General features: G+C 71.9%; 17 protein-coding genes. 2 read left to right on the top strand and 15 right to left on the bottom strand.

Going from position 1 to position 17,916, the window contains the following annotated elements; translation table 11 throughout:
- A complete protein-coding gene (locus tag HZZ00_RS10605; RefSeq protein ID WP_180331941.1) occupies positions 1–978 on the bottom strand; it encodes an aspartate carbamoyltransferase catalytic subunit in 978 nt (325 codons plus the stop codon).
- Positions 979–1,067: 89 nt separating this feature from the next.
- Positions 1,068–1,640, bottom strand: coding sequence for a bifunctional pyr operon transcriptional regulator/uracil phosphoribosyltransferase PyrR (gene pyrR, locus HZZ00_RS10600; protein WP_180331940.1), 573 nt, complete (start codon positions 1,638–1,640; stop codon positions 1,068–1,070).
- 252 nt (positions 1,641–1,892) lie between these two features.
- Between pyrR and bldD the strand changes: the two genes are divergently transcribed.
- Positions 1,893–2,396: a transcriptional regulator BldD gene (bldD, locus tag HZZ00_RS10595; RefSeq protein ID WP_014671524.1), complete on the top strand. Its 504-nt coding sequence runs from the start codon at positions 1,893–1,895 to the stop codon at positions 2,394–2,396.
- Between the two features lie 234 nt (positions 2,397–2,630).
- Here the strand turns inward: bldD and nusB are convergent, their stop codons facing one another.
- The 13 genes from nusB to HZZ00_RS10530 form a co-directional block, all read right to left on the bottom strand.
- Positions 2,631–3,059 carry a transcription antitermination factor NusB gene (gene nusB, locus HZZ00_RS10590; protein WP_046423695.1) on the bottom strand — a complete coding sequence of 143 codons (429 nt, stop codon included), beginning with the start codon at positions 3,057–3,059 and terminating at the stop codon, positions 2,631–2,633.
- A 2-nt stretch (positions 3,060–3,061) separates the two neighbouring features.
- Positions 3,062–3,628 (bottom strand): elongation factor P, encoded by a 567-nt coding sequence (gene efp, locus HZZ00_RS10585; protein ID WP_070030057.1) that lies wholly within the window; start codon positions 3,626–3,628, stop codon positions 3,062–3,064.
- A gap of 44 nt (positions 3,629–3,672) precedes the next feature.
- A complete protein-coding gene (locus tag HZZ00_RS10580; RefSeq protein ID WP_074991812.1) occupies positions 3,673–4,782 on the bottom strand; it encodes an aminopeptidase P family protein in 1,110 nt (369 codons plus the stop codon).
- A gap of 97 nt (positions 4,783–4,879) precedes the next feature.
- Entirely contained in the window at positions 4,880–5,845 is a 966-nt protein-coding gene (locus HZZ00_RS10575; protein WP_074991813.1) for a Pro-rich N-terminal domain-containing protein, read from the bottom strand.
- A gap of 208 nt (positions 5,846–6,053) precedes the next feature.
- A complete protein-coding gene (aroB, locus tag HZZ00_RS10570) occupies positions 6,054–7,145 on the bottom strand; it encodes a 3-dehydroquinate synthase (RefSeq protein ID WP_070030059.1) in 1,092 nt (363 codons plus the stop codon).
- Complete coding sequence (locus HZZ00_RS10565; RefSeq protein WP_180331939.1) at positions 7,142–7,657, bottom strand: shikimate kinase; 516 nt, start codon at positions 7,655–7,657, stop codon at positions 7,142–7,144. Before HZZ00_RS10565 ends, aroB begins: the two co-directional genes overlap by 4 nt.
- Positions 7,654–8,838 (bottom strand): chorismate synthase, encoded by a 1,185-nt coding sequence (gene aroC / locus HZZ00_RS10560; RefSeq protein ID WP_180331938.1) that lies wholly within the window; start codon positions 8,836–8,838, stop codon positions 7,654–7,656. The genes HZZ00_RS10565 and aroC overlap by 4 nt, the downstream gene beginning before the upstream one ends.
- A gap of 164 nt (positions 8,839–9,002) precedes the next feature.
- Positions 9,003–9,842 (bottom strand): shikimate dehydrogenase, encoded by an 840-nt coding sequence (locus HZZ00_RS10555; protein WP_180331937.1) that lies wholly within the window; start codon positions 9,840–9,842, stop codon positions 9,003–9,005.
- Positions 9,823–11,496, bottom strand: a complete 1,674-nt coding sequence (gene mltG / locus HZZ00_RS10550) for an endolytic transglycosylase MltG (protein ID WP_257585734.1) — start codon at positions 11,494–11,496, stop codon at positions 9,823–9,825. Before mltG ends, HZZ00_RS10555 begins: the two co-directional genes overlap by 20 nt.
- Positions 11,497–11,618: 122 nt before the next feature.
- The gene (ruvX, locus tag HZZ00_RS10545; RefSeq protein ID WP_180331936.1) at positions 11,619–12,083 is read right to left on the bottom strand and encodes a Holliday junction resolvase RuvX; all 465 of its coding nucleotides are present in this window, start codon (positions 12,081–12,083) and stop codon (positions 11,619–11,621) included.
- Between the two features lie 25 nt (positions 12,084–12,108).
- The gene (alaS, locus tag HZZ00_RS10540; RefSeq protein ID WP_180331935.1) at positions 12,109–14,781 is read right to left on the bottom strand and encodes an alanine--tRNA ligase; all 2,673 of its coding nucleotides are present in this window, start codon (positions 14,779–14,781) and stop codon (positions 12,109–12,111) included.
- Positions 14,781–15,128 (bottom strand): hypothetical protein, encoded by a 348-nt coding sequence (locus HZZ00_RS10535; RefSeq protein ID WP_180331934.1) that lies wholly within the window; start codon positions 15,126–15,128, stop codon positions 14,781–14,783. Before HZZ00_RS10535 ends, alaS begins: the two co-directional genes overlap by 1 nt.
- A gap of 7 nt (positions 15,129–15,135) precedes the next feature.
- Positions 15,136–15,579 carry a DUF948 domain-containing protein gene (locus HZZ00_RS10530; RefSeq protein ID WP_070030067.1) on the bottom strand — a complete coding sequence of 148 codons (444 nt, stop codon included), beginning with the start codon at positions 15,577–15,579 and terminating at the stop codon, positions 15,136–15,138.
- Between the two features lie 161 nt (positions 15,580–15,740).
- On the opposite strand from HZZ00_RS10530, the gene HZZ00_RS10525 reads away from it, so the two are divergent.
- The gene (locus HZZ00_RS10525) at positions 15,741–17,906 is read left to right on the top strand and encodes an AAA family ATPase (RefSeq protein WP_257585733.1); all 2,166 of its coding nucleotides are present in this window, start codon (positions 15,741–15,743) and stop codon (positions 17,904–17,906) included.
- Positions 17,907–17,916: the final 10 nt, after the last annotated feature.

Raw genomic sequence — 17,916 nt, 5'->3', positions numbered from 1 at the left:
TTACTTCTCCTCAGTGCGGTGGTTGGCGGCGGCGGGCTCGTTGCCGCCGAGCAGCAGGTACAGGACGGCCATCCGGATGGACACGCCGTTGGCGACCTGCTCCACGGCGGTGCAGCGGTCGGAGTCGGCGACCTCGGCGGTGATCTCCATGCCGCGCACCATCGGGCCGGGGTGCATCACGATGGCGTGCTCGGGCAGCTTGGCCATGCGGTCGCCGTCGAGGCCGTAGCGCCGCGAGTACTCGCGCTCGGTGGGGAAGAACGCGGCGTTCATCCGCTCGCGCTGGACCCGGAGCATCATCACCGCGTCGCACTTGGGCAGCGTGCTGTCGAGGTCGTAGGAGACCGCGCAGGGCCAGGACTCGACGCCGACCGGGAGCAGGGTGGGCGGGGCGACCAGGGTGACCTCGGCGCCGAGGGTGTGCAGCAAGTCGACGTTGGAGCGGGCGACCCGGCTGTGCAGGACGTCGCCGACGAGGGTGACGCGCTTGCCGGCCAGGTCCTGGCCGAGCCCGGTGTCCCGGCCGACCAGGCGGCGGCGCATGGTGAAGGCGTCCAGCAGGGCCTGGGTGGGGTGCTGGTGGGTGCCGTCGCCCGCGTTGATCACGGCGGCGTCGATCCAGCCGGAGGTGGCGAGGCGGTAGGGCGCGCCGGAGGCGCCGTGCCGGATGACGACGGCGTCGACGCCCATCGCCTCCAGGGTCTGGGCGGTGTCCTTCAGGGACTCGCCCTTGGACACGCTCGACCCCTTGGCGGAGAAGTTGATGACGTCCGCGGACAGGCGCTTCTCGGCGGCCTCGAAGGAGATCCGGGTGCGCGTGGAGTCCTCGAAGAAGAGGTTGACGACGGTGCGGCCGCGCAGGGTCGGCAGCTTCTTGATCGGCCGGTCGGCGACCCGGGCCATCTCCTCGGCGGTGTCGAGGATCAGGACGGCGTCGTCGCGGGTGAGGTCGGCGGCCGAGATGAGATGACGCTGCATCTGTCAGGCTCCGTAAGGCAGTTCAGGAGGATTGGGGCAAACCGGGGCGTCCGCGGGTACGCCGAAGCGACCCTTGTGCGCCTGATTTGCTACTGGTCGGCCGGCTTCACACCGAGCAGCACGGTGTCGCGACCGTCCTCCTCGGCGAGCTGGACCTTGACCGTCTCCCGCAGCGACGTGGGGAGGTTCTTGCCGACGTAGTCGGCACGGATCGGCAGTTCCCGGTGGCCGCGGTCGACCAGGACCGCGAGCTGCACCGCGCGCGGGCGCCCGATGTCGTTCAGGGCGTCGAGGGCGGCGCGGATGGTGCGGCCGGAGAAGAGCACGTCGTCGACGAGGACGACCAGCTTGCCGTCGATGCCGTCACCGGGGATCTCGGTGCGGGCCAGCGCACGCGGCGGGTGCATGCGCAGGTCGTCGCGGTACATGGTGATGTCGAGGGAGCCGACCGGGATCGTGCGGTCGGTGATCTGCGCGAGCTTGGCGGCCAGCCGCTGGGCGAGGAAGACGCCGCGGGTGGGAATGCCGAGGAGCACCACGTCGTCGGCGCCCTTGGCGCGCTCCACGATCTCGTGGGCGATGCGGGTGATGACCCGCGCGATGTCCGGACCCTCGAGAACGGGCCGGGCATCGGTCGCATGCTCATGGGCGTGCGTGTCCATAAAAAACGGACCTCCTTCTCCGCCTCACGGGACGGACCTTAAAGGACGTCGGAATTGCGCCATCCACGGTACCAGGTCATCGGCCGGGGTCTTGTCACCCTCTTGGCCTAATCGGACATCACTACCACGGAAGCGTCGGGGTGGCCCATTCGGCTTGACGCAGAAGAGTCACGCTGCGTAACCTCACAGTGAGTTACCAAACGCGCGGCGGGAAGACAGCCGGCCGCGTCGACACAGTGTCCGGGGAGCTATATGTCCAGCGAATACGCCAAACAGCTCGGGGCCAAGCTCCGGGCCATCCGCACCCAGCAGGGCCTTTCCCTCCACGGTGTCGAGGAGAAGTCCCAGGGTCGCTGGAAGGCCGTGGTGGTGGGCTCGTACGAGCGCGGCGACCGTGCCGTGACCGTGCAGCGCCTCGCCGAGCTGGCCGATTTCTATGGCGTTCCGGTGCAGGAGCTCCTGCCGGGCACCACGCCGGGCGGCGCCGCCGAGCCGCCGCCGAAGCTGGTCCTCGACCTGGAGCGGCTGGCCACGGTGCCGGCCGAGAAGGCGGGGCCCCTCCAGCGCTACGCGGCGACGATCCAGTCCCAGCGCGGAGACTACAACGGCAAGGTCCTCTCCATCCGCCAGGACGACTTGCGCACACTCGCCGTCATCTACGACCAGTCCCCCTCGGTCCTCACCGAGCAGCTGATCAGCTGGGGCGTGCTGGACGCGGACGCCCGCCGCGCGGTCGCCACGCACGAAGAGGCGTGACGGCGTAGACCTGCCAGCAGAAACGTGTCGCCGGGGTGGCCGGAACTCTATGGTTCCGGCCACCCCGGCGGCTTTTTCTCACGACGGTTCCGGCCGTCTCCCGGCCCCTCGGGCGCGTGAACGACTCAGGGGCGCGGACGACCGCGCGGCAGGCCGCGGAGAACCCGCGGCGCCGTCTCACGGTCGCCCACGCCCCTGTCGTGGCCTCTTCGGCCGAGCGGGCGCAGCCGGTGGCTAGGCCCGGCGCAGCGAAGGCTTCAGCTCCTTGAGCCGGCCCAGCAGACCGTTGACGAACGAGGGCGACTCGTCGGTCGAGAACTCCTTCGCCAGCTGCACCATCTCGTCCAGGACGACGGCGTCCGGGGTCTCGTCGACCCAGATCAGCTCGTACGCGCCCAGCCGCAGGATGTTGCGGTCCACGACCGGCATCCGGTCGAGCGTCCACCCGACCGCGTACTGGGCGATCAGCTCGTCGATGCGCCGCGCGTGCTCGGCGTAGCCCTCGACCAGCTGCATCGTGTACTCGCTGACCGGCGGCTGCCGGGTGTCGGACCGGGACAGCCGGACCCAGTCGGCGAGGACCGTCAGGACGTCGGCGCCGCGCTGGTCGCCCTCGAAGAGGATCTGGAAGGCGCGCTTGCGGGCCGTGTTGCGGGCAGCCACGGTTAGCTGTTCACCCGGCCGAGGTAGTCGCTCGTACGGGTGTCGACCTTGATCTTCTCACCGGTGGTGATGAAGAGCGGGACCTGGATCTGGTGGCCGGTCTCCAGGGTGGCGGGCTTGGTGCCACCGGTGGAGCGGTCGCCCTGGACACCCGGCTCGGTCTCCTGGACGGTCAGCTCGACGGCGGCCGGCAGCTCCACGAAGAGCACCTCGCCCTCGTGCTGCGCCACGGTGGCGGTGAAGCCCTCGATCAGGAAGTTGGCGGCGTCGCCGACGGCCTTGCGGTCGACCATCAGCTGGTCGTAGGTCTCCATGTCCATGAAGACGAAGTAGTCGCCGTCCATGTACGAGAACTGCATGTCGCGCTTGTCGACAGTGGCCGTCTCGACCTTGACGCCGGCGTTGAAGGTCTTGTCGACGACCTTGCCGGACAGCACGTTCTTGAGCTTGGTGCGCACGAAGGCCGGGCCCTTGCCGGGCTTGACGTGCTGGAACTCGACGACGGACCAGAGCTGGCCGCCTTCGAGCTTGAGCACCATGCCGTTCTTGAGGTCGTTCGTGGAAGCCACGGTTGCGGAATCTCCTGGACTGACGTACGACCCCGGGTCACGCGCTACAGCGCGAGCAGCTCCTTGGTCGTGATGGTGAGTAGCTCGGGTCCGCCGTCCGCCTCGGGGCGCACGACGAGCGTGTCATCGATCCGGACACCGCCCCGGCCCGGGAGGTGGACCCCCGGTTCGACGGTGACCGGCACGCAAGCGTCCAGTTTACCCATGGCCGCGGGCGCCAACTGCGGGTCCTCGTCGATTTCGAGTCCGACACCGTGACCGGTCAGCGGTGGCAGGGCCTCCGCATAGCCCGCGGAGTCCAGCACATGGCGTGCCGCGCGGTCCACATCACGGTAGGCGGCGCCGGGCGCGAGGGCCTCGCGGCCGGCCCGCTGGGCGGAGAAGACCAGGTCGTACAGCTGGATCTGCCAGTCCGCCGGGGAGGTGCCGATGACGAAGGTACGGCCGATCTCACAGCGGTAGCCCCGGTAGGTCGCACCCAGGCAGACGGAGAGGAAGTCTCCCTCCTCCACCCGCCGGTCGGTGGGCCGGTGGCCGCGTCGGCCGGAGTGCGGGCCGGTGGCCACGGAGGTGGGGAAGGCCGGCCCGTCGGCGCCGTGGTCGACCAGGCGGCGCTCCAGCTCCAGGGCGAGATGCCGTTCGGTGCGGCCCACCAGGATGGACTCCAGCAGCTCGCCGAGGGCCTGGTCGGCGATCTCGGCGCCGATCCGCAGGCAGGAGATCTCCTCCTCGTCCTTGACGATCCGCAGCTGTTCCACGGCGCCGCCCACGTCGCCGAGGCGCAGGGCGGGGGCGACGGCGGCGATTTCCCTGTGCCTGCTGACCGTCAGATGGTGCTCCTCGACGGCGAGCGAGTCGGCGCCCTGGCCCTGGGCGAGGCCCGCGGCGGTCACGGCGGGGTCGGCGCCGCCGTGGGCGGGCAGCACGTGCACCCGCAGGGCGTCGTCGGGGCGGCCCTCGAAGGGGCGGTCCTCGGGCGGTCCCGAGCAGACCAGGAGGTCCTCTTGGCTGCCGAGGAGCAGGACGGCGCCGTGCGGGGCGGCGGCCGCGAGGTAGCGCACGTTGGCGGGGCGGGTGACGAGCGCTGCCGCGGTGCCGGCCGCGTTGAAGTGGTCCCGCAGTCGGGATCGGCGGTTCGCGTACACCTCTGACATGAGATGAGCGTAGGAGTTTTATGCGGTTTGTGCCGTTTTTGGGGGCCGAGTGGGGCTCGGGGACGGTGCCCCACGGGCGGAGGCACCGGCCCGGCGGTCACCAGCTCGGGGGGCTGGCTATCGCCCTCGCCAGGACCTCGTCCAGCACGCGTGCGGTTCCCGGGACGTCCAGCTGCGAGTTGTCGATGATCGGCAGGCCCGAGCCGTACCAGCCGGCCATGCGGCCGTGGATGCGGGCCACCTCCTCGTCGGTGAGGCGGCGGTTGCCGGTGCGTTCGGCGTTGCGCTCCAGGACCACGTCCAGGCCGGGCAGCAGGACGACCGGCAGCAGGCCGGGACCCACATGGCGCTTCCAGCCGCCGAGGCCGACGACCGGGCGGTCCGGGAAGACGGCGTCGTCCAGGATGCAGGAGATGCCGTTGGCCAGGAAGTTGCGCGCGGCGAAACCGCAGGTGCGGCGGGCCAGCCGGTACTGGGCCTCGGAATGGTCGTTCCAGCCGGACTGGGGGTCGGCGAAGCCGGAGCGCACCCATTCGCGGACGTCGTCCAGGCTGATGTGGGCCGTGGGGACGCGACGGCGGTCCGCCCAGTAGCGGGCCACGCTGGTCTTGCCCGCGCCGGCCGGGCCGATCAGCAGCACGGCCAGGGTGGTGGTCGTCGGATCGGGCACCGCGGTCGCGGTCGGGGCCGCCGTGGGCACGCCGACCGGTCCGCCGGGCGGCAGATGCACATGGCCGGTGACGTCGGAGGGGGCCGGGGGCGCGGGCACTTGGCGCGGGGGCGCGGGCGGCATCGGGCCCGAGCGTGCCGGGGCGGGCGGCGGACCGGCGGGCGCGGGCGGCCGCGGCTGTCCCGGGGGCGGGAACGGGCCGGAGGGGGCCTGCGGGCGCGGCTGCCCCGGCGGGGGCGGCACGGACGGGCCGGGGAAGCCCGGGGGCGGCGGGGGCGGGGACGACGGTCCCTGGGGCGGGCCGGGATGGTGTGCGGCCGGCGGCCAGCTGGTGTGCGGCCGGTGCCCCGGCTGGTGGGGCGGCGGCAGCGGAGAACCCACTGCGTGCTGCATCCGTTGCCACTCCGTCTCGTACAGGCAGTTGGCTGCGGGGGCGAGGCCCCGCTCCTTCCCGAACGGTACCGTCCCCGGCCGTCGTTCGGTGAAACGGCCGGGAAGGGCCCGAAGTGCCCGACGGGGCACGGAAAACGGCGCGGCCCGCCGGGAACGGGCCGCGCGGAGGGGGCCGGCCACACCCGGGACCGGCCGCGTCGGGGGGGGGCTACTCGCCGACTTCTCCGTAGGCGGCCAGCAGCACGGCCGGGTCGGGGCCCTCCAGGACGGTCGGCTTGGCCAGGCCGTCCAGGACGATGAAGCGCAACAGGTCGCCGCGGGACTTCTTGTCGACCTTCATGTTCTCCACCAGCTTGGGCCACTGGTCGTAGCGGTAGTGCAGCGGGAGACCGACGGACTCCAGGATCGCGCGGTGGCGGTCGGCGGTCGCGTCGTCCAACCGGCCCGCGAGACGGCCGAGTTCGGCGGCGAAGTGCATGCCGACCGCGACCGCGGCGCCGTGCCGCCACTTGTAGCGCTCGTTCTTCTCGATGGCGTGGCCGAGGGTGTGGCCGTAGTTGAGGATCTCCCGGCGCCCGGACTCCTTCAGGTCCGAGGAGACGACCTCGGCCTTCACCCGGATCGAACGCTCGATCAGCTCGGCCGTGTGCGGGCCGGCCGGGGTGCGGGCGGCCTCGGGGTCGGCCTCGATCAGGTCGAGGATCACCGGGTCGGCGATGAAGCCGGCCTTGATGATCTCGGCGAGCCCGGAGACGTAGTCGTTGACCGGGAGGGAGTCCAGCGCCGCCAGGTCGCACAGCACACCGGCCGGCGGGTGGAAGGCGCCCACCAGGTTCTTGCCCTCGGCGGTGTTGATGCCGGTCTTCCCGCCGACCGCCGCGTCCACCATGGCGAGCACGGTGGTCGGTACGGCGATCCAGCGCACCCCGCGCAGCCAGGTCGCGGCCACGAAACCGGCGAGGTCCGTGGTCGCGCCGCCGCCCACGCCGACGATGACGTCGGTGCGGGTGAAGTTGGACTGGCCGAGCGCCTTCCAGCAGTAGGCGGACACCTCGGCGGTCTTGGCCTCCTCGGCGTTGGGCACCTGGATGGCGATGGCCTCGTAACCCTGCTCGGCCAGGTCGGCGCGGAGCGCGTCGCCGGTCTCGGCCAGCGCCTCGGGGTGGATCACGGCGACCCGCTTGGCCTTGGGACCGATCAACCCGGCCAGTTCGCCCAGGAGCCGGCGGCCGACCAGCACCTCGTAGGGGTCGGTGCCCGCGGTGCCCGCGATCTGGATCCGGGTGACTGCCTCGCTCATGCCTTCTTCAACTCCAGTGCGTCCAGCGCCGCTTGCGCGACCTCTTCGGGGGTGCGCCCGTCCGTCTCCACGACGGCGGTGGCGACCTCCTCGTACAGATGGCGCCGGGCCTCCATCAGCTCTCGCCACTGCTTGCGCGGATTGACCGCGAGCAGCGGACGGGCCACGTTCAGACCGGTGCGCCGCACCGCCTCCTCCACCCCCATGGAGAGGTAGACCACCCGCTGCCCGGCCAGCAGCGCGCGCGTGTCGGCGTCCAGGATCGCGCCGCCGCCGAGCGCGAGGACGCCCTCGTGCCCGGCGAGCGCGGCGGCCACGGCCGCCTTCTCCAGCGCCCGGAAGAACTCCTCGCCCTCGTCCACGAAGATCTCGGAGATGGTCCGGCCCTCGGCGGCCACGATGTCGTCGTCGGTGTCCCGGTAACCGGTGCCCAGCCGCTCGGCGAGCAACCGGCCGACGGTGGACTTGCCCACGCCCATCGGGCCGACCAGGACGACCTGCGGGGCGGTCATCGGATCGCGAGGTTGTCGAGGTACGAGCGGACGTTGCGCCGGGTCTCGGCCACCGAGTCACCGCCGAACTTCTCGGCGACCGCGTCCGCGAGCACGAGGGCCACCATGGCCTCGGCGACGATGCCCGCGGCCGGCACCGCCGAGACGTCGGAGCGCTGGTGGTGGGCCTGGGCGGCCTCGCCGGTGGCCACGTCCACGGTCCGCAGGGCGCGCGGCACCGTCGCGATCGGCTTCATCGCCGCCCGCACCCGCAGCAGCTCACCGGTGGACAGGCCGCCCTCGGTGCCACCCGCGCGGCCGGAGACGCGCCGGATGCCCTCGGGGGTGGCGACGATCTCGTCGTGCGCCTTCGAACCGGGCACCCGGGCCAGCTCGAAGCCGTCGCCGATCTCCACGCCCTTGATCGCCTGGATGCCCATCAGGGCACCGGCCAGGCGCGCGTCCAGCTTGCGGTCCCAGTGCACGTGCGAGCCCAGGCCCACCGGAACGCCGTAGGCCAGCACCTCGACCACGCCACCGAGGGTGTCGCCGTCCTTGTGGGCCTGGTCGACCTCCGCGACCATCGCCTTGGACGCGTCCGCGTCCAGGCAGCGCAGCGGGTCCTCGTCCAGCTTCGCCACGTCGGCCGGCGTCGGGTACACCCCCTGCGGGGCCTTCACGGAGCACAGCTCGACCACGTGGGAGACGATCTCGATGCCGGCCGTCTCCTTCACGTAGGAGCGGGCGACCGCGCCGAGCGCCACCCGGGCCGCGGTCTCCCGGGCCGAGGCGCGCTCCAGGATCGGCCGGGCCTCGTCGAAGCCGTACTTCTGCATGCCCGCCAGGTCGGCGTGACCGGGCCGGGGCCGGGTCAGCGGCGCGTTGCGGGCGAGTCCGTCGAGGACCTCGGCGTCCACCGGGTCGGCCGACATGACCTGCTCCCACTTCGGCCACTCGGTGTTGCCCACCATGATCGCGACCGGTGAGCCGAGGGTCAGCCCGTGCCGGACGCCCCCCAGGAAGGTGACCTCGTCCCGCTCGAACTTCATCCGCGCACCGCGGCCATAGCCGAGCCGCCGCCGCGCCAAGTGGTCCGCCACCATCTCCGTGGTGATCGGCACGCCGGCGGGAAGGCCCTCCAGCGTCGCGACAAGTGCGGGACCGTGGGACTCCCCCGCGGTCAGCCAACGCAGCCTGCTCAACGGTGCTCCTCAGTGTTCGCGCCCGGTACTGCCCTGCGTACGCGTGTCCTCGCGTGCGGTGACGGCGTGACCGGATGCGCGACGCCGGTCCGCCACCACCGATCCTCCCACGTCCGGGGCGGCTGTCCGGCTTCCGGTCCAGCAGGCGGACGGGTCCTGCCCGGTCAGCGGGCGGCGAGCGCCTGTTCCCCGGCCCGGCGCATGGCCTCCAGCGGGGCCGGGGCGCGGCCGGTCATCCGCTCGACCTGGAGGACGGCCTGGTGGACCAGCAGGTCGAGGCCGCCGACCACGGCGCCGCCGTACATGGACCAGCGAGCCGCCAGCTCGGTGGGCCAGGGCTCGTAGAGCACGTCGAACAGGGTGGCGGGGCGTTCGGGCACGGCGGCGGCGAGGGCGTCGGTGGTGCCGGCCGGGGTGGTGGCGATCACCAGCGGGGCGCGCAGCGCCCGCGCCGCCTCCGACCAGTGCGCCGTGCGCACGTCCACGTCGAGGCGGCGGCCCCACTCGCGCATCTCGGCGGCCCGGGCCTCGCTGCGCACATAGGCGACGACCTCGCCGGTGCAGATCCGGGACAGGGCGGCGAGCGCGGAGGAGGCGGTGGCGCCCGCGCCGAGGATCGCGGCGGAGTCCACCTCCTCGACGCCGTGCTCGCGCAGCGCGGCCACCATCCCCGGGATGTCGGTGTTGTCGCCGCGGGCGCGGCCGTCCTCGGTGAACACGACCGTGTTGACGGCGTCCACCGAGGCGGCCGTCTCGCTGATCTCGTCGAGCAGCGGGATGACCGCCCGCTTCAGCGGCATGGTCAGCGACAGCCCGGCCCACTCGGGCCCGAGCTTCTCGAGGAAGCCGGGCAGCGCGGCCTCGTCGACCTCGAAGCGGTCGTACGACCAGCCGGTGAGCCCCAGCTCGGCGTAGGCCGCCCGGTGCAGCACCGGGGAGAGCGAGTGGGCGATGGGCTGTCCGAGCACGGCGGCCCGGCGGGCGTCAGTTGCCCGAGGTGGCATTGAACTTGTCCTTGAGCTGCTTGAATTCGTCGTAGGTCTTGGCGAATTCGGTATTGGTCGTACCGTCGGTCGCCACGAAATAGATCCAGCCGTCGTGAGTCGGGTTCAGCGTCGCCTTGAGCGCGTCCTCGCCGGGGTTTCCGATGGGACCGGGCGGCAGGCCCTTGTGGGTGTACGTGTTGTACGGGCTCTGGTTGCTGTTGATGTCCTTCTCGGAGATGTGGATGTTGCTGGTGCCCTTGAGGTAGTTGTACGTCGAGTCGAACTGGAGCAGCTGGTTCGTCTCGGTGTTGGTGGGCTTCAGGCGGTTGTAGACCACTTCCGCCATCTTGCGGAAGTCGTCGTGGGTCTTGCCCTCCGCCTGGACCAGGCTCGCGACCGTGACCAGCTCGAACGCGTTGTGCAGGCCCAGCGACCTCGCCTTGGCGTCCAGGCCGTAGGCGGCGTACCTCTCCTTGGCCTGGGCCACCATCTGCTTGAGGATCGCGTCGGGTTTCATGCCCTTGGCGGCCGCGTAGCTGCCCGGGAAGAGGAAGCCCTCCAGCGGGTCCTTGATATTGCTGTCGCTGGAGACCCAGGACGGCAGACCGAAGGTCCGGTACTCCTTCGCGGCGATCTTCCGGGTCGTTCCGGCGGCCAATTGGAGTTTCTTGTCGATGTCCTGGTACACACCGGCATTTCGCTCGCCCGGCCGCACCATCACATTGTTCTGGCTCTTCGGGTCGAGCATCATCCGCACGGCACTGGCGGCGGACATCTCCTTTTTCAGGAGATAGGCGCCGGCCTGGATCGAGTCGCCGCCCGGTGTGGTCCCCTGCGCGTGTACGAAGGCCTCGGCGCTCTTGACGACCCCGGCCTCCTTGAGGCGCCGCCCGATGTCCCAGCCGCCTGCGCCCTTGGGGATCTCCACGGTCACCGTCTCGCCGGTGCCGTCGCCCGCGTAGTCCGGGGCCGGAGCGAAACGGTTCTGGTAGAACTTGTAGCCGTAGTAGCCGACCCCGCCGAGGCCGCCGCCGAAGACCAGGACGACGACCATGCAGGCGCAGCCGGTGCGGCGCTTCTTGCTCTTGACGGGCTTTCTGCCCTTGCCTGCGCGCCGCTCGGCGCGGCCGGCCCGCTCGTGCGGCTCGTCGTCCTCGTCGTCGCCGCCGCCCGCGAAGAAGGCGTGCTCCTCCTCTTCGTCCACGGCGGGGTCCGGCTCGGGTTCGGCCTCGGGGCGCCTGCGGCCGGGCGGCTCCGGCGGCGGGTACGCGTCCTCGGCGGCGTAGAAGTCGGGCTGCTCGGCGCCGTAGGCCACCGGCTGCTGCCCGTAGGGGTCGCCGGGGTCGGCCGCGTAGGGCACCTGGCCGTGGGTGCCGGTCGCGTCCCAGCCGCCCTGGTGGCCGGGCTGCTGGTGCTGGCCGGGGTACTGGGGGTCGTACGGGGTCTGGCCCTGGTCGGCGTAGTACGGGTACTGCTGGCCGTCGTAGCCGGGCTGGGGCATCTGCTGCCAGTCGCCGTGCTGCGGCTGCTGAGGGTACTGCTGCTGCGACCGGCCGCCGTGGGCAGCCTGATGGCCGGCGTAAGCCTGCTGCCCTTCCCATCCGCCGTCCCCGTACAACGGGTCCTGCGGATGCCACGGTTCGGAGCCTGGGCCCCGGCCATACTCAGTCATCGATCCCCTAGAGCCGCGAGGCCGACGGTCACGCGGCCAGTGGACCGGCTTCCGCTCCGCCTCTTGCTGTGCGGCGGCTGTTCGAACACCGCCGCATCGCGCGGAACGTTACCGTATCGCGATCAGATGACCACTTCGACGCCCTCACCGGGTGCTTTACCTGACACCCGTTCGGATTCCAGGGCCTGCTGGAGGATGACCACGGCGGCGGCCTGGTCGATGAAGGCGCGGCCCTTCTTGGACTTCACGCCCGACGCCCGCAGCCCCTGGTTGGCCGTCACCGTCGTCATCCGCTCGTCCACCAGGCGCACCGGCACCGGGTTGATGCCCTTGGCCAGTTCCTGGGCGAAGGCGCGGACCTTGACCGCGGCCGGGCCCTCGCCCCCCTTGAGGGAACGAGGGAGACCGACGACGACCTCGATCGGCTCATACTCCGCCACCAGTTGACGCAACCGGCGGTGGGCGGCGGGGATGTCACGGCCGGGGACCGTCTCCACCGGGGTGGCGAGGATCCCGTCGGGGTCGCACGAGGCGACCCCGATCCGGGCGTCCCCGACGTCGATCGAAAGCCGACGTCCTTTGCGCATTTCCGACCGTTTCCTTACTGAGCTATCACTTGGCGGTCTCGGCGACGAGGCGCTCGACGGCCTCGGCGGCCTCGCCGACGGCGGCCGGGTTCTGGCCGCCGCCCTGGGCGACGTCCGGCTTGCCGCCACCGCCGCCGCCGAGGGTCTTGGCGGCGGTGCGCACCAGGTCGCCGGCCTTCAGACCGCGCTCGCGGGCGGCCTCGTTGGTGGCGATCACGGTCAGCGGCTTGCCGTTGTTGACCGTGAACAGGGCGACCACGGCGGCCCGGCCGCCCTGGATGCGGCCGCGTACGTCGAGCACCAGCTTGCGCAGGTCGTCCGGCGTGGTGCCGTCCGGCACCTGCCCCGTGACCAGGGCGACGCCCCGCACGTCCTTGGCCGAGTCGGCGAGCCCGCCGGCGGCCTGGAGCACCTTCTCGGCGCGGAACTTCTCGATCTCCTTCTCGGCGTCCTTCAGCTTGCCGAGCATGGCGGCGACCTTCTCCGGCAGCTCCTCGGAGCGGCCCTTGAGCAGCTCGGTCAGCTGGTTGACGACCGTGTGCTCGCGGGCGAGGAAGTTGTAGGCGTCCACGCCGACCAGGGCCTCGATACGGCGTACACCCGAGCCGATGGAGGACTCGCCGAGCAGCTTGACCAGGCCCAGCTGGGCGGTGTTGTGCACATGGGTGCCGCCGCACAGCTCCTTGGAGAAGTCGCCGATGGTCACCACGCGGACCCGCTCGCCGTACTTCTCGCCGAACTCGGCGATGGCGCCCTGCTTCTTGGCCTCGTCGATGCCCATGACCTCGGCGTGCACGTCGAGGTCGCGGGCCAGCACCTCGTTGATCTTCTGCTCGACGTCGGTCATCACGGCCGTCGGCACGGCGGACGGCGAGCCGAAGTCGAAGCGGAAGCGGCCGGGCTGGTTCTCGGAACCGGCCTGGGCGGCCGTCGGGCCGAGGGCGTCGCGCAGGGCCTGGTGGGTGAGGTGGGTGGCCGAGTGGGCGCGGGCGATGGCCTTGCGGCGGCGCACGTCGATGGAGGCGTGGGCCTTGGCGCCGACGGTGACCTCGCCGACCTGGACCACGCCCTTGTGGACGTAGACGCCCGGCACCGGCTTCTGGCAGTCGCGGATCTCGATCACCGCACCGGAGTCGACCTTGATCCGGCCGGTGTCACCGATCTGACCGCCGCCCTCGGCGTAGAAGGGGGTGCGGTCGAGGACGACCTCGACCTCGTCGCCCTCGGTGGCGGCCGGCGAGGAGACGCCGTCGACCAGGAGGCCGACGACGGTGGACTCGCCCTCGGTGTCGGAGTAGCCGATGAAGTCGGTGGCGCCGGCGCTGTCGGCGATCTCGCGGTAGGCACCGAGGTCGGCGTGGCCGGTCTTCTTGGCCTGGGCGTCGGCCTTGGCGCGCTCGCGCTGCTCCTTCATCAGCCGCCGGAAGCCGTCCTCGTCCACGGACAGCCCCTGCTCGGCGGCCATCTCCAGGGTGAGGTCGATCGGGAAGCCCCAGGTGTCGTGGAGCAGGAAGGCCTTCTCGCCGGAGAGGACGGTGCCGCCGGACTGCTTGGTCTCGGTGACGGCGGTGTCCAGGATGTTGGTGCCGGCCTTCAGCGTCTTCAGGAAGGCGTTCTCCTCGGCGAGGGCGACCTTCTCGATGCGCTCGCGGTCGGTGATCAGCTCCGGGTACTGCTGGCCCATCATGCCGATCACGGTGTCGATCAGGTCCTTGACGACCGGACCGGTGGCACCCAGCAGCCGCATGTTGCGGATGGCGCGGCGCATGATGCGGCGCAGCACGTAGCCGCGGCCCTCGTTGCCCGGGGTGACGCCGTCGCCGATGAGCATGACGGAGGTGCGCATGTGGTCGGTGACCACGCGCAGGGAGACGTCCGAGTCGTGGGAGTCGCCGTAGCGGACGCCGGTCAGCTCGGTGGCCTTGTTGATGACGGCCATGGAGGTGTCGATCTCGTACATGTTCTGCACGCCCTGCAGAATCATGGCGAGGCGCTCCAGGCCGAGGCCGGTGTCGATGTTCTTGCTGGGCAGGTCGCCGAGGATCTCGAAGTCGTCCTTGCCGGTGCCCTCGCCCCGCTCGTACTGCATGAAGACGAGGTTCCAGATCTCCACGTACCGCTCGTCGTTGACGGCCGGGCCGCCCTCGACGCCGAACTCGGGGCCGCGGTCGTAGTTGATCTCGGAGCAAGGGCCGCAGGGGCCGGGGACGCCCATGGACCAGAAGTTGTCCTTCTTGCCCAGGCGCTGGATGCGCTCCTTGGGTACGCCGACGACCTCGTGCCAGATCTGCTCGGCCTCGTCGTCGTCCTGGTAGACGGTGATCCACAGGCGCTCGGGGTCGAGGCCGTAACCGCCCTTGTCCAGGGAGCTGGTGAGCAGCTCCCAGGCGTACTTGATGGCGCCTTCCTTGAAGTAGTCGCCGAAGGAGAAGTTGCCGCACATCTGGAAGAACGTGCCGTGGCGCGTGGTCTTGCCGACCTCTTCGATGTCGGGCGTGCGCACGCACTTCTGCACGCTGGTGGCACGGTCGAACGGCGGCTTGACCTCACCCAGGAAGTAGGGCTTGAAGGGCACCATGCCGGCGGGGACGAGGAGCAGAGTCGGGTCGTCCGCGATGAGCGACGCCGAAGGGACGACGGTGTGCCCGCGCTCCTCGAAGAAGCTCAGCCAGCGGCGGCGAATCTCGGCCGACTCCATCAGTGGTCCTCATTCCGGTTGTACGAGTGCATCGGGGCTTCGATGTACTTCGGGTTGCTGCGGTTGTTCTCGATGGCGGCGAACCGCCGGGGCGCGGGGAGCTCGGGGGCCTCCTCGATGCCGAGGGCCTCCTGGAGCTCCGCCTCCCGCTGGGCCATGTTGTCGCGGACGTCGGAGGCGAAGCCGACCGCGCGGTCCTTCAGGCGCTGCCCGGTCTCCAGGGCCTTGTTGGCCGCGGTGGCGGCCAGGCTCTCCGGGGTCAGCTGCCGGATCTTGCGGTTGACCTTGGTGGTGGCCCAGACGCCGGCGGCGACGCCGGTCGTGAACCAGAACGTACGACGGAACATCGCTCGGTCAGTCCCTCTTCCCGCGGGGGTTGCGCTTGCGTCGTGCGGCAGGGACCGTGCGGCCCACGATCACGGTACGCCGGGGCGACTTCTCGGGCACGTCCCCCTTGCGGCCGCCGAGCGCCCTGCGGACGCCGTAGCCGAAGGCCGCGACCTTGACCAGCGGGCCGCCGAAGGTGGAGGCGACGGTGGTGGACAGCGCGGACGCGTTCGAGGTGACCTCCTGGACGTCCGAGGCGATCGCGTCGACCCGGTCGATCTGGGTCTGCGCGGAGCGCACCGCCTGGGAGGCGTCCGCGAGCAGCGGGACGGCCTGGTCGGTCACGTCCGCCACGAGCTTGGTGGTCGCCTTGAGCGTCTGGGCCAGCCTCGCGAGGGCCACCGCGAGGAAGGAGACCAGGATCGCCCAGAAGACGGCCACCAGGATCCCGGCCACCTCGCCACCGGACACTGTGCGCACCCGCTCCCTGAAACGTGCCTGAGCATCGGAAAAGTCGTGCACCGAGCCTATCGCGCCGGGGCGGCGGCTCCGTACCGGATTACCGGCGGGAACGGTGGAGTTACGGGAAGCGATTGTACGGAACGAACACGGTTCAGTACGCTCCGTGTCCCATGCGAGGTCCTCAGTGCCCAGAACCTTTCGCCGATGGCGAGCCACCCCTCGAACTGACCGGATTCGTCGGACGGGCGGCGGAGCTGGACTCCCTGGCCGCGGCGCTGCGCTCGGCCCGCCTGGTGACGGTGACCGGAACCGGCGGGGTGGGCAAGTCCCGGCTGGCCGCCCGGCTCGTGGCGGACCACGAGGGCGCGCACGGCTGGGTGGAGCTGGCGCCGGTGCGCGACGCGCAGTTCGTGGAGTACGCGGTGGCGGAGGCGCTGGGACTGACCGACCACACCACCAGGTCGCCCCGCGAGGCGCTGCTGGAGCACTCGGCCGCGCTGCCGCCGCTGCTGGTCGTCGACGGGTTCGAGCACCTGGCCGGGGCCACGGCCGAGCTGGTGGCGGAGCTGTTGCGCAGGCTGCCCGGGCTGCGGGTGCTCGCGGTGGGCCGGCGTCCGCTGGGGCTGGCGGGCGAGCGGCTGTTCCCGCTGGCGCCGCTCGGTCCGGACGAGGCGGTGGAGCTGTTCACGCGGCGGGCCCGGGAGCAGGGGCTCACGGTGGCCGACGGCCCCGAGGTGCGGGAGCTGTGCCGGCGGCTGGACGGCATCCCGCTGGCACTGGAGCTGGCGGCCGGCCGGCTGCGGGCGCTGTCCCCGGCACAGCTGCTGGAGCGCCTCGGCGACCGGTTCGGACTGCTGACCGGCGGCGGCCGGGACGCGCTGCCCCGGCACCAGGCGCTGCGCACGGCGATCGGCTGGAGCCACGAGCTGTGCACGCCCGCCGAGCGGCTGCTGTGGGCGCGGCTCTCGGTGTTCGCGGGGACCTTCGACCTGGAGGCGGTCGAATACGTGTGCAGCGGGGACGGGCTGGCCGCCGACGACGTCCTGGACGTGCTGTCGGAGCTGCTGGCCCAGTCGGTGATCGCCCGCGAGGACGGTCCGGCGGGCCCGCGCTACCGGATGCTGGACACCGTTCGGGCCTATGGCGCGGGCTGGCTGGAGGCGGCCGGGGACGCGGCCCGGCTGCGGCGGCGGCACCGGGACTGGTACCTGGGTCTGGCCGCCTGGTGCGAGCTGGAGTGGTTCTCGCCCCGGCAGGGTGAGGTGGCCGCGCGGGTCGCGGTGGAGCTGCCCAATCTGCGCACCGCGCTGGAGTTCTGCCTGACCGAGCCGTCGGAGGCGCATCTGGGCCAGTGCCTGGCGGGGTCCCTCTGGTTCTGCTGGGTGGGCTGCGGGCGGCTGGCGGAGGGGCGGCGCTGGCTGGAGCGGAGCGTGGCGCTGGAGTCGGGCTACGAGCGGTCGCGGCTGAAGGCGCTGTGGGTGCTCGGCTACGTGGCGGTGCTCCAGGGCGACGCCGCGGCGGCGCTGGAGGCGCTCGGTGCCTGCCGGGAGCGGGCCGAGCGGGCGGGCGATCCCGCGGCGGTGGCGTACGCGGAGCACCGCACCGGCTGTCTGGCGCTGGTCACGGACGATCTGCCGCGTGCAGAAACGCTGCTGCGGTCGGCGCTCTCCCGCTACCGCGAGATCGGCGAACTCAACAGCAACGTGCTCATGGGACAAGTCGAGCTGGCGATGGCACGCGCCTTCCAGGGCGATCTGCCGGACGCGGTGCGGTTGTGCGAGGAGGTGCGCCGGGTCTGCGAGGAGCACGGGGAGCGCTGGGCGCGGTCGTACGCGCTGTACGTGCTGGCGTACGCGGCCTGCCGGGACGGCGCCCCGCAGCGTGCCCGCGAGCTGCTGACCGAGTGCCTGCGCCACGCCCACGCCTTCGACGACCTGCTCGGCACGGTCCTCGCGATCGAGCTCCTCGCGCTGGTGACGGCGACCGAGGGCGACGCCGCCGAGGCCGCTCTCCTCCAGGGCGCGGCCAACGGGCTCTGGCCCTCGGTGGGCCTGCCGCTCTTCGGCTCGGACCACTACAACGCCCCGCACGCCCAGTGCGAGAAGAGCGCCCGCCGGGCGCTGGGCGACACTCGTTACGAGGAGTGCGTGCGCCGCGGGGCCCGCCTGGACCGCGCGACGGCCGTGGCCCGGGCCCTCGGCCACCGCAGCGCGGCGCCGTCGGCCGCGCTGCCGCCGCCGCGCGGCACGGGCGGACGGGACGGTGCGGGCGCCGACGGGGGGCGCGCGCCGGAGCGGAGCGCGGTCGGCGCGAGGCGCCGGGAGGGCGGCCGGTAGGGCGCGGGCG

The organism is Streptomyces sp. NEAU-sy36, from assembly GCF_013423905.1.
In the GTDB taxonomy this organism is placed as follows: domain Bacteria; phylum Actinomycetota; class Actinomycetes; order Streptomycetales; family Streptomycetaceae; genus Streptomyces; species Streptomyces misionensis.
Note: the sequence above shows the minus strand (reverse complement) of the source record. Positions and strands in the feature narration are given on the sequence as shown.

Bases quoted from the DNA above. Each gene is read 5' to 3' on its own strand.
- HZZ00_RS10605 (WP_180331941.1), bottom strand. From the start codon at position 978: ATGCAGCGTCATCTCATCTCGGCCGCCGACCTCACCCGCGACGACGCC.
- HZZ00_RS10535 (WP_180331934.1), bottom strand. From the start codon at position 15,128: ATGTTCCGTCGTACGTTCTGGTTCACGACCGGCGTCGCCGCCGGCGTC.
- mltG (WP_257585734.1), bottom strand. From the start codon at position 11,496: ATGACTGAGTATGGCCGGGGCCCAGGCTCCGAACCGTGGCATCCGCAG.
- HZZ00_RS10575 (WP_074991813.1), bottom strand. From the start codon at position 5,845: ATGCAGCACGCAGTGGGTTCTCCGCTGCCGCCGCCCCACCAGCCGGGG.
- aroB (WP_070030059.1), bottom strand. From the start codon at position 7,145: ATGAGCGAGGCAGTCACCCGGATCCAGATCGCGGGCACCGCGGGCACC.
- pyrR (WP_180331940.1), bottom strand. From the start codon at position 1,640: ATGGACACGCACGCCCATGAGCATGCGACCGATGCCCGGCCCGTTCTC.
- HZZ00_RS10565 (WP_180331939.1), bottom strand. From the start codon at position 7,657: ATGACCGCCCCGCAGGTCGTCCTGGTCGGCCCGATGGGCGTGGGCAAG.
- bldD (WP_014671524.1), top strand. From the start codon at position 1,893: ATGTCCAGCGAATACGCCAAACAGCTCGGGGCCAAGCTCCGGGCCATC.
- ruvX (WP_180331936.1), bottom strand. From the start codon at position 12,083: ATGCGCAAAGGACGTCGGCTTTCGATCGACGTCGGGGACGCCCGGATC.
- HZZ00_RS10525 (WP_257585733.1), top strand. From the start codon at position 15,741: ATGCGAGGTCCTCAGTGCCCAGAACCTTTCGCCGATGGCGAGCCACCC.
- HZZ00_RS10580 (WP_074991812.1), bottom strand. From the start codon at position 4,782: ATGTCAGAGGTGTACGCGAACCGCCGATCCCGACTGCGGGACCACTTC.
- HZZ00_RS10555 (WP_180331937.1), bottom strand. From the start codon at position 9,842: ATGCCACCTCGGGCAACTGACGCCCGCCGGGCCGCCGTGCTCGGACAG.
- alaS (WP_180331935.1), bottom strand. From the start codon at position 14,781: ATGGAGTCGGCCGAGATTCGCCGCCGCTGGCTGAGCTTCTTCGAGGAG.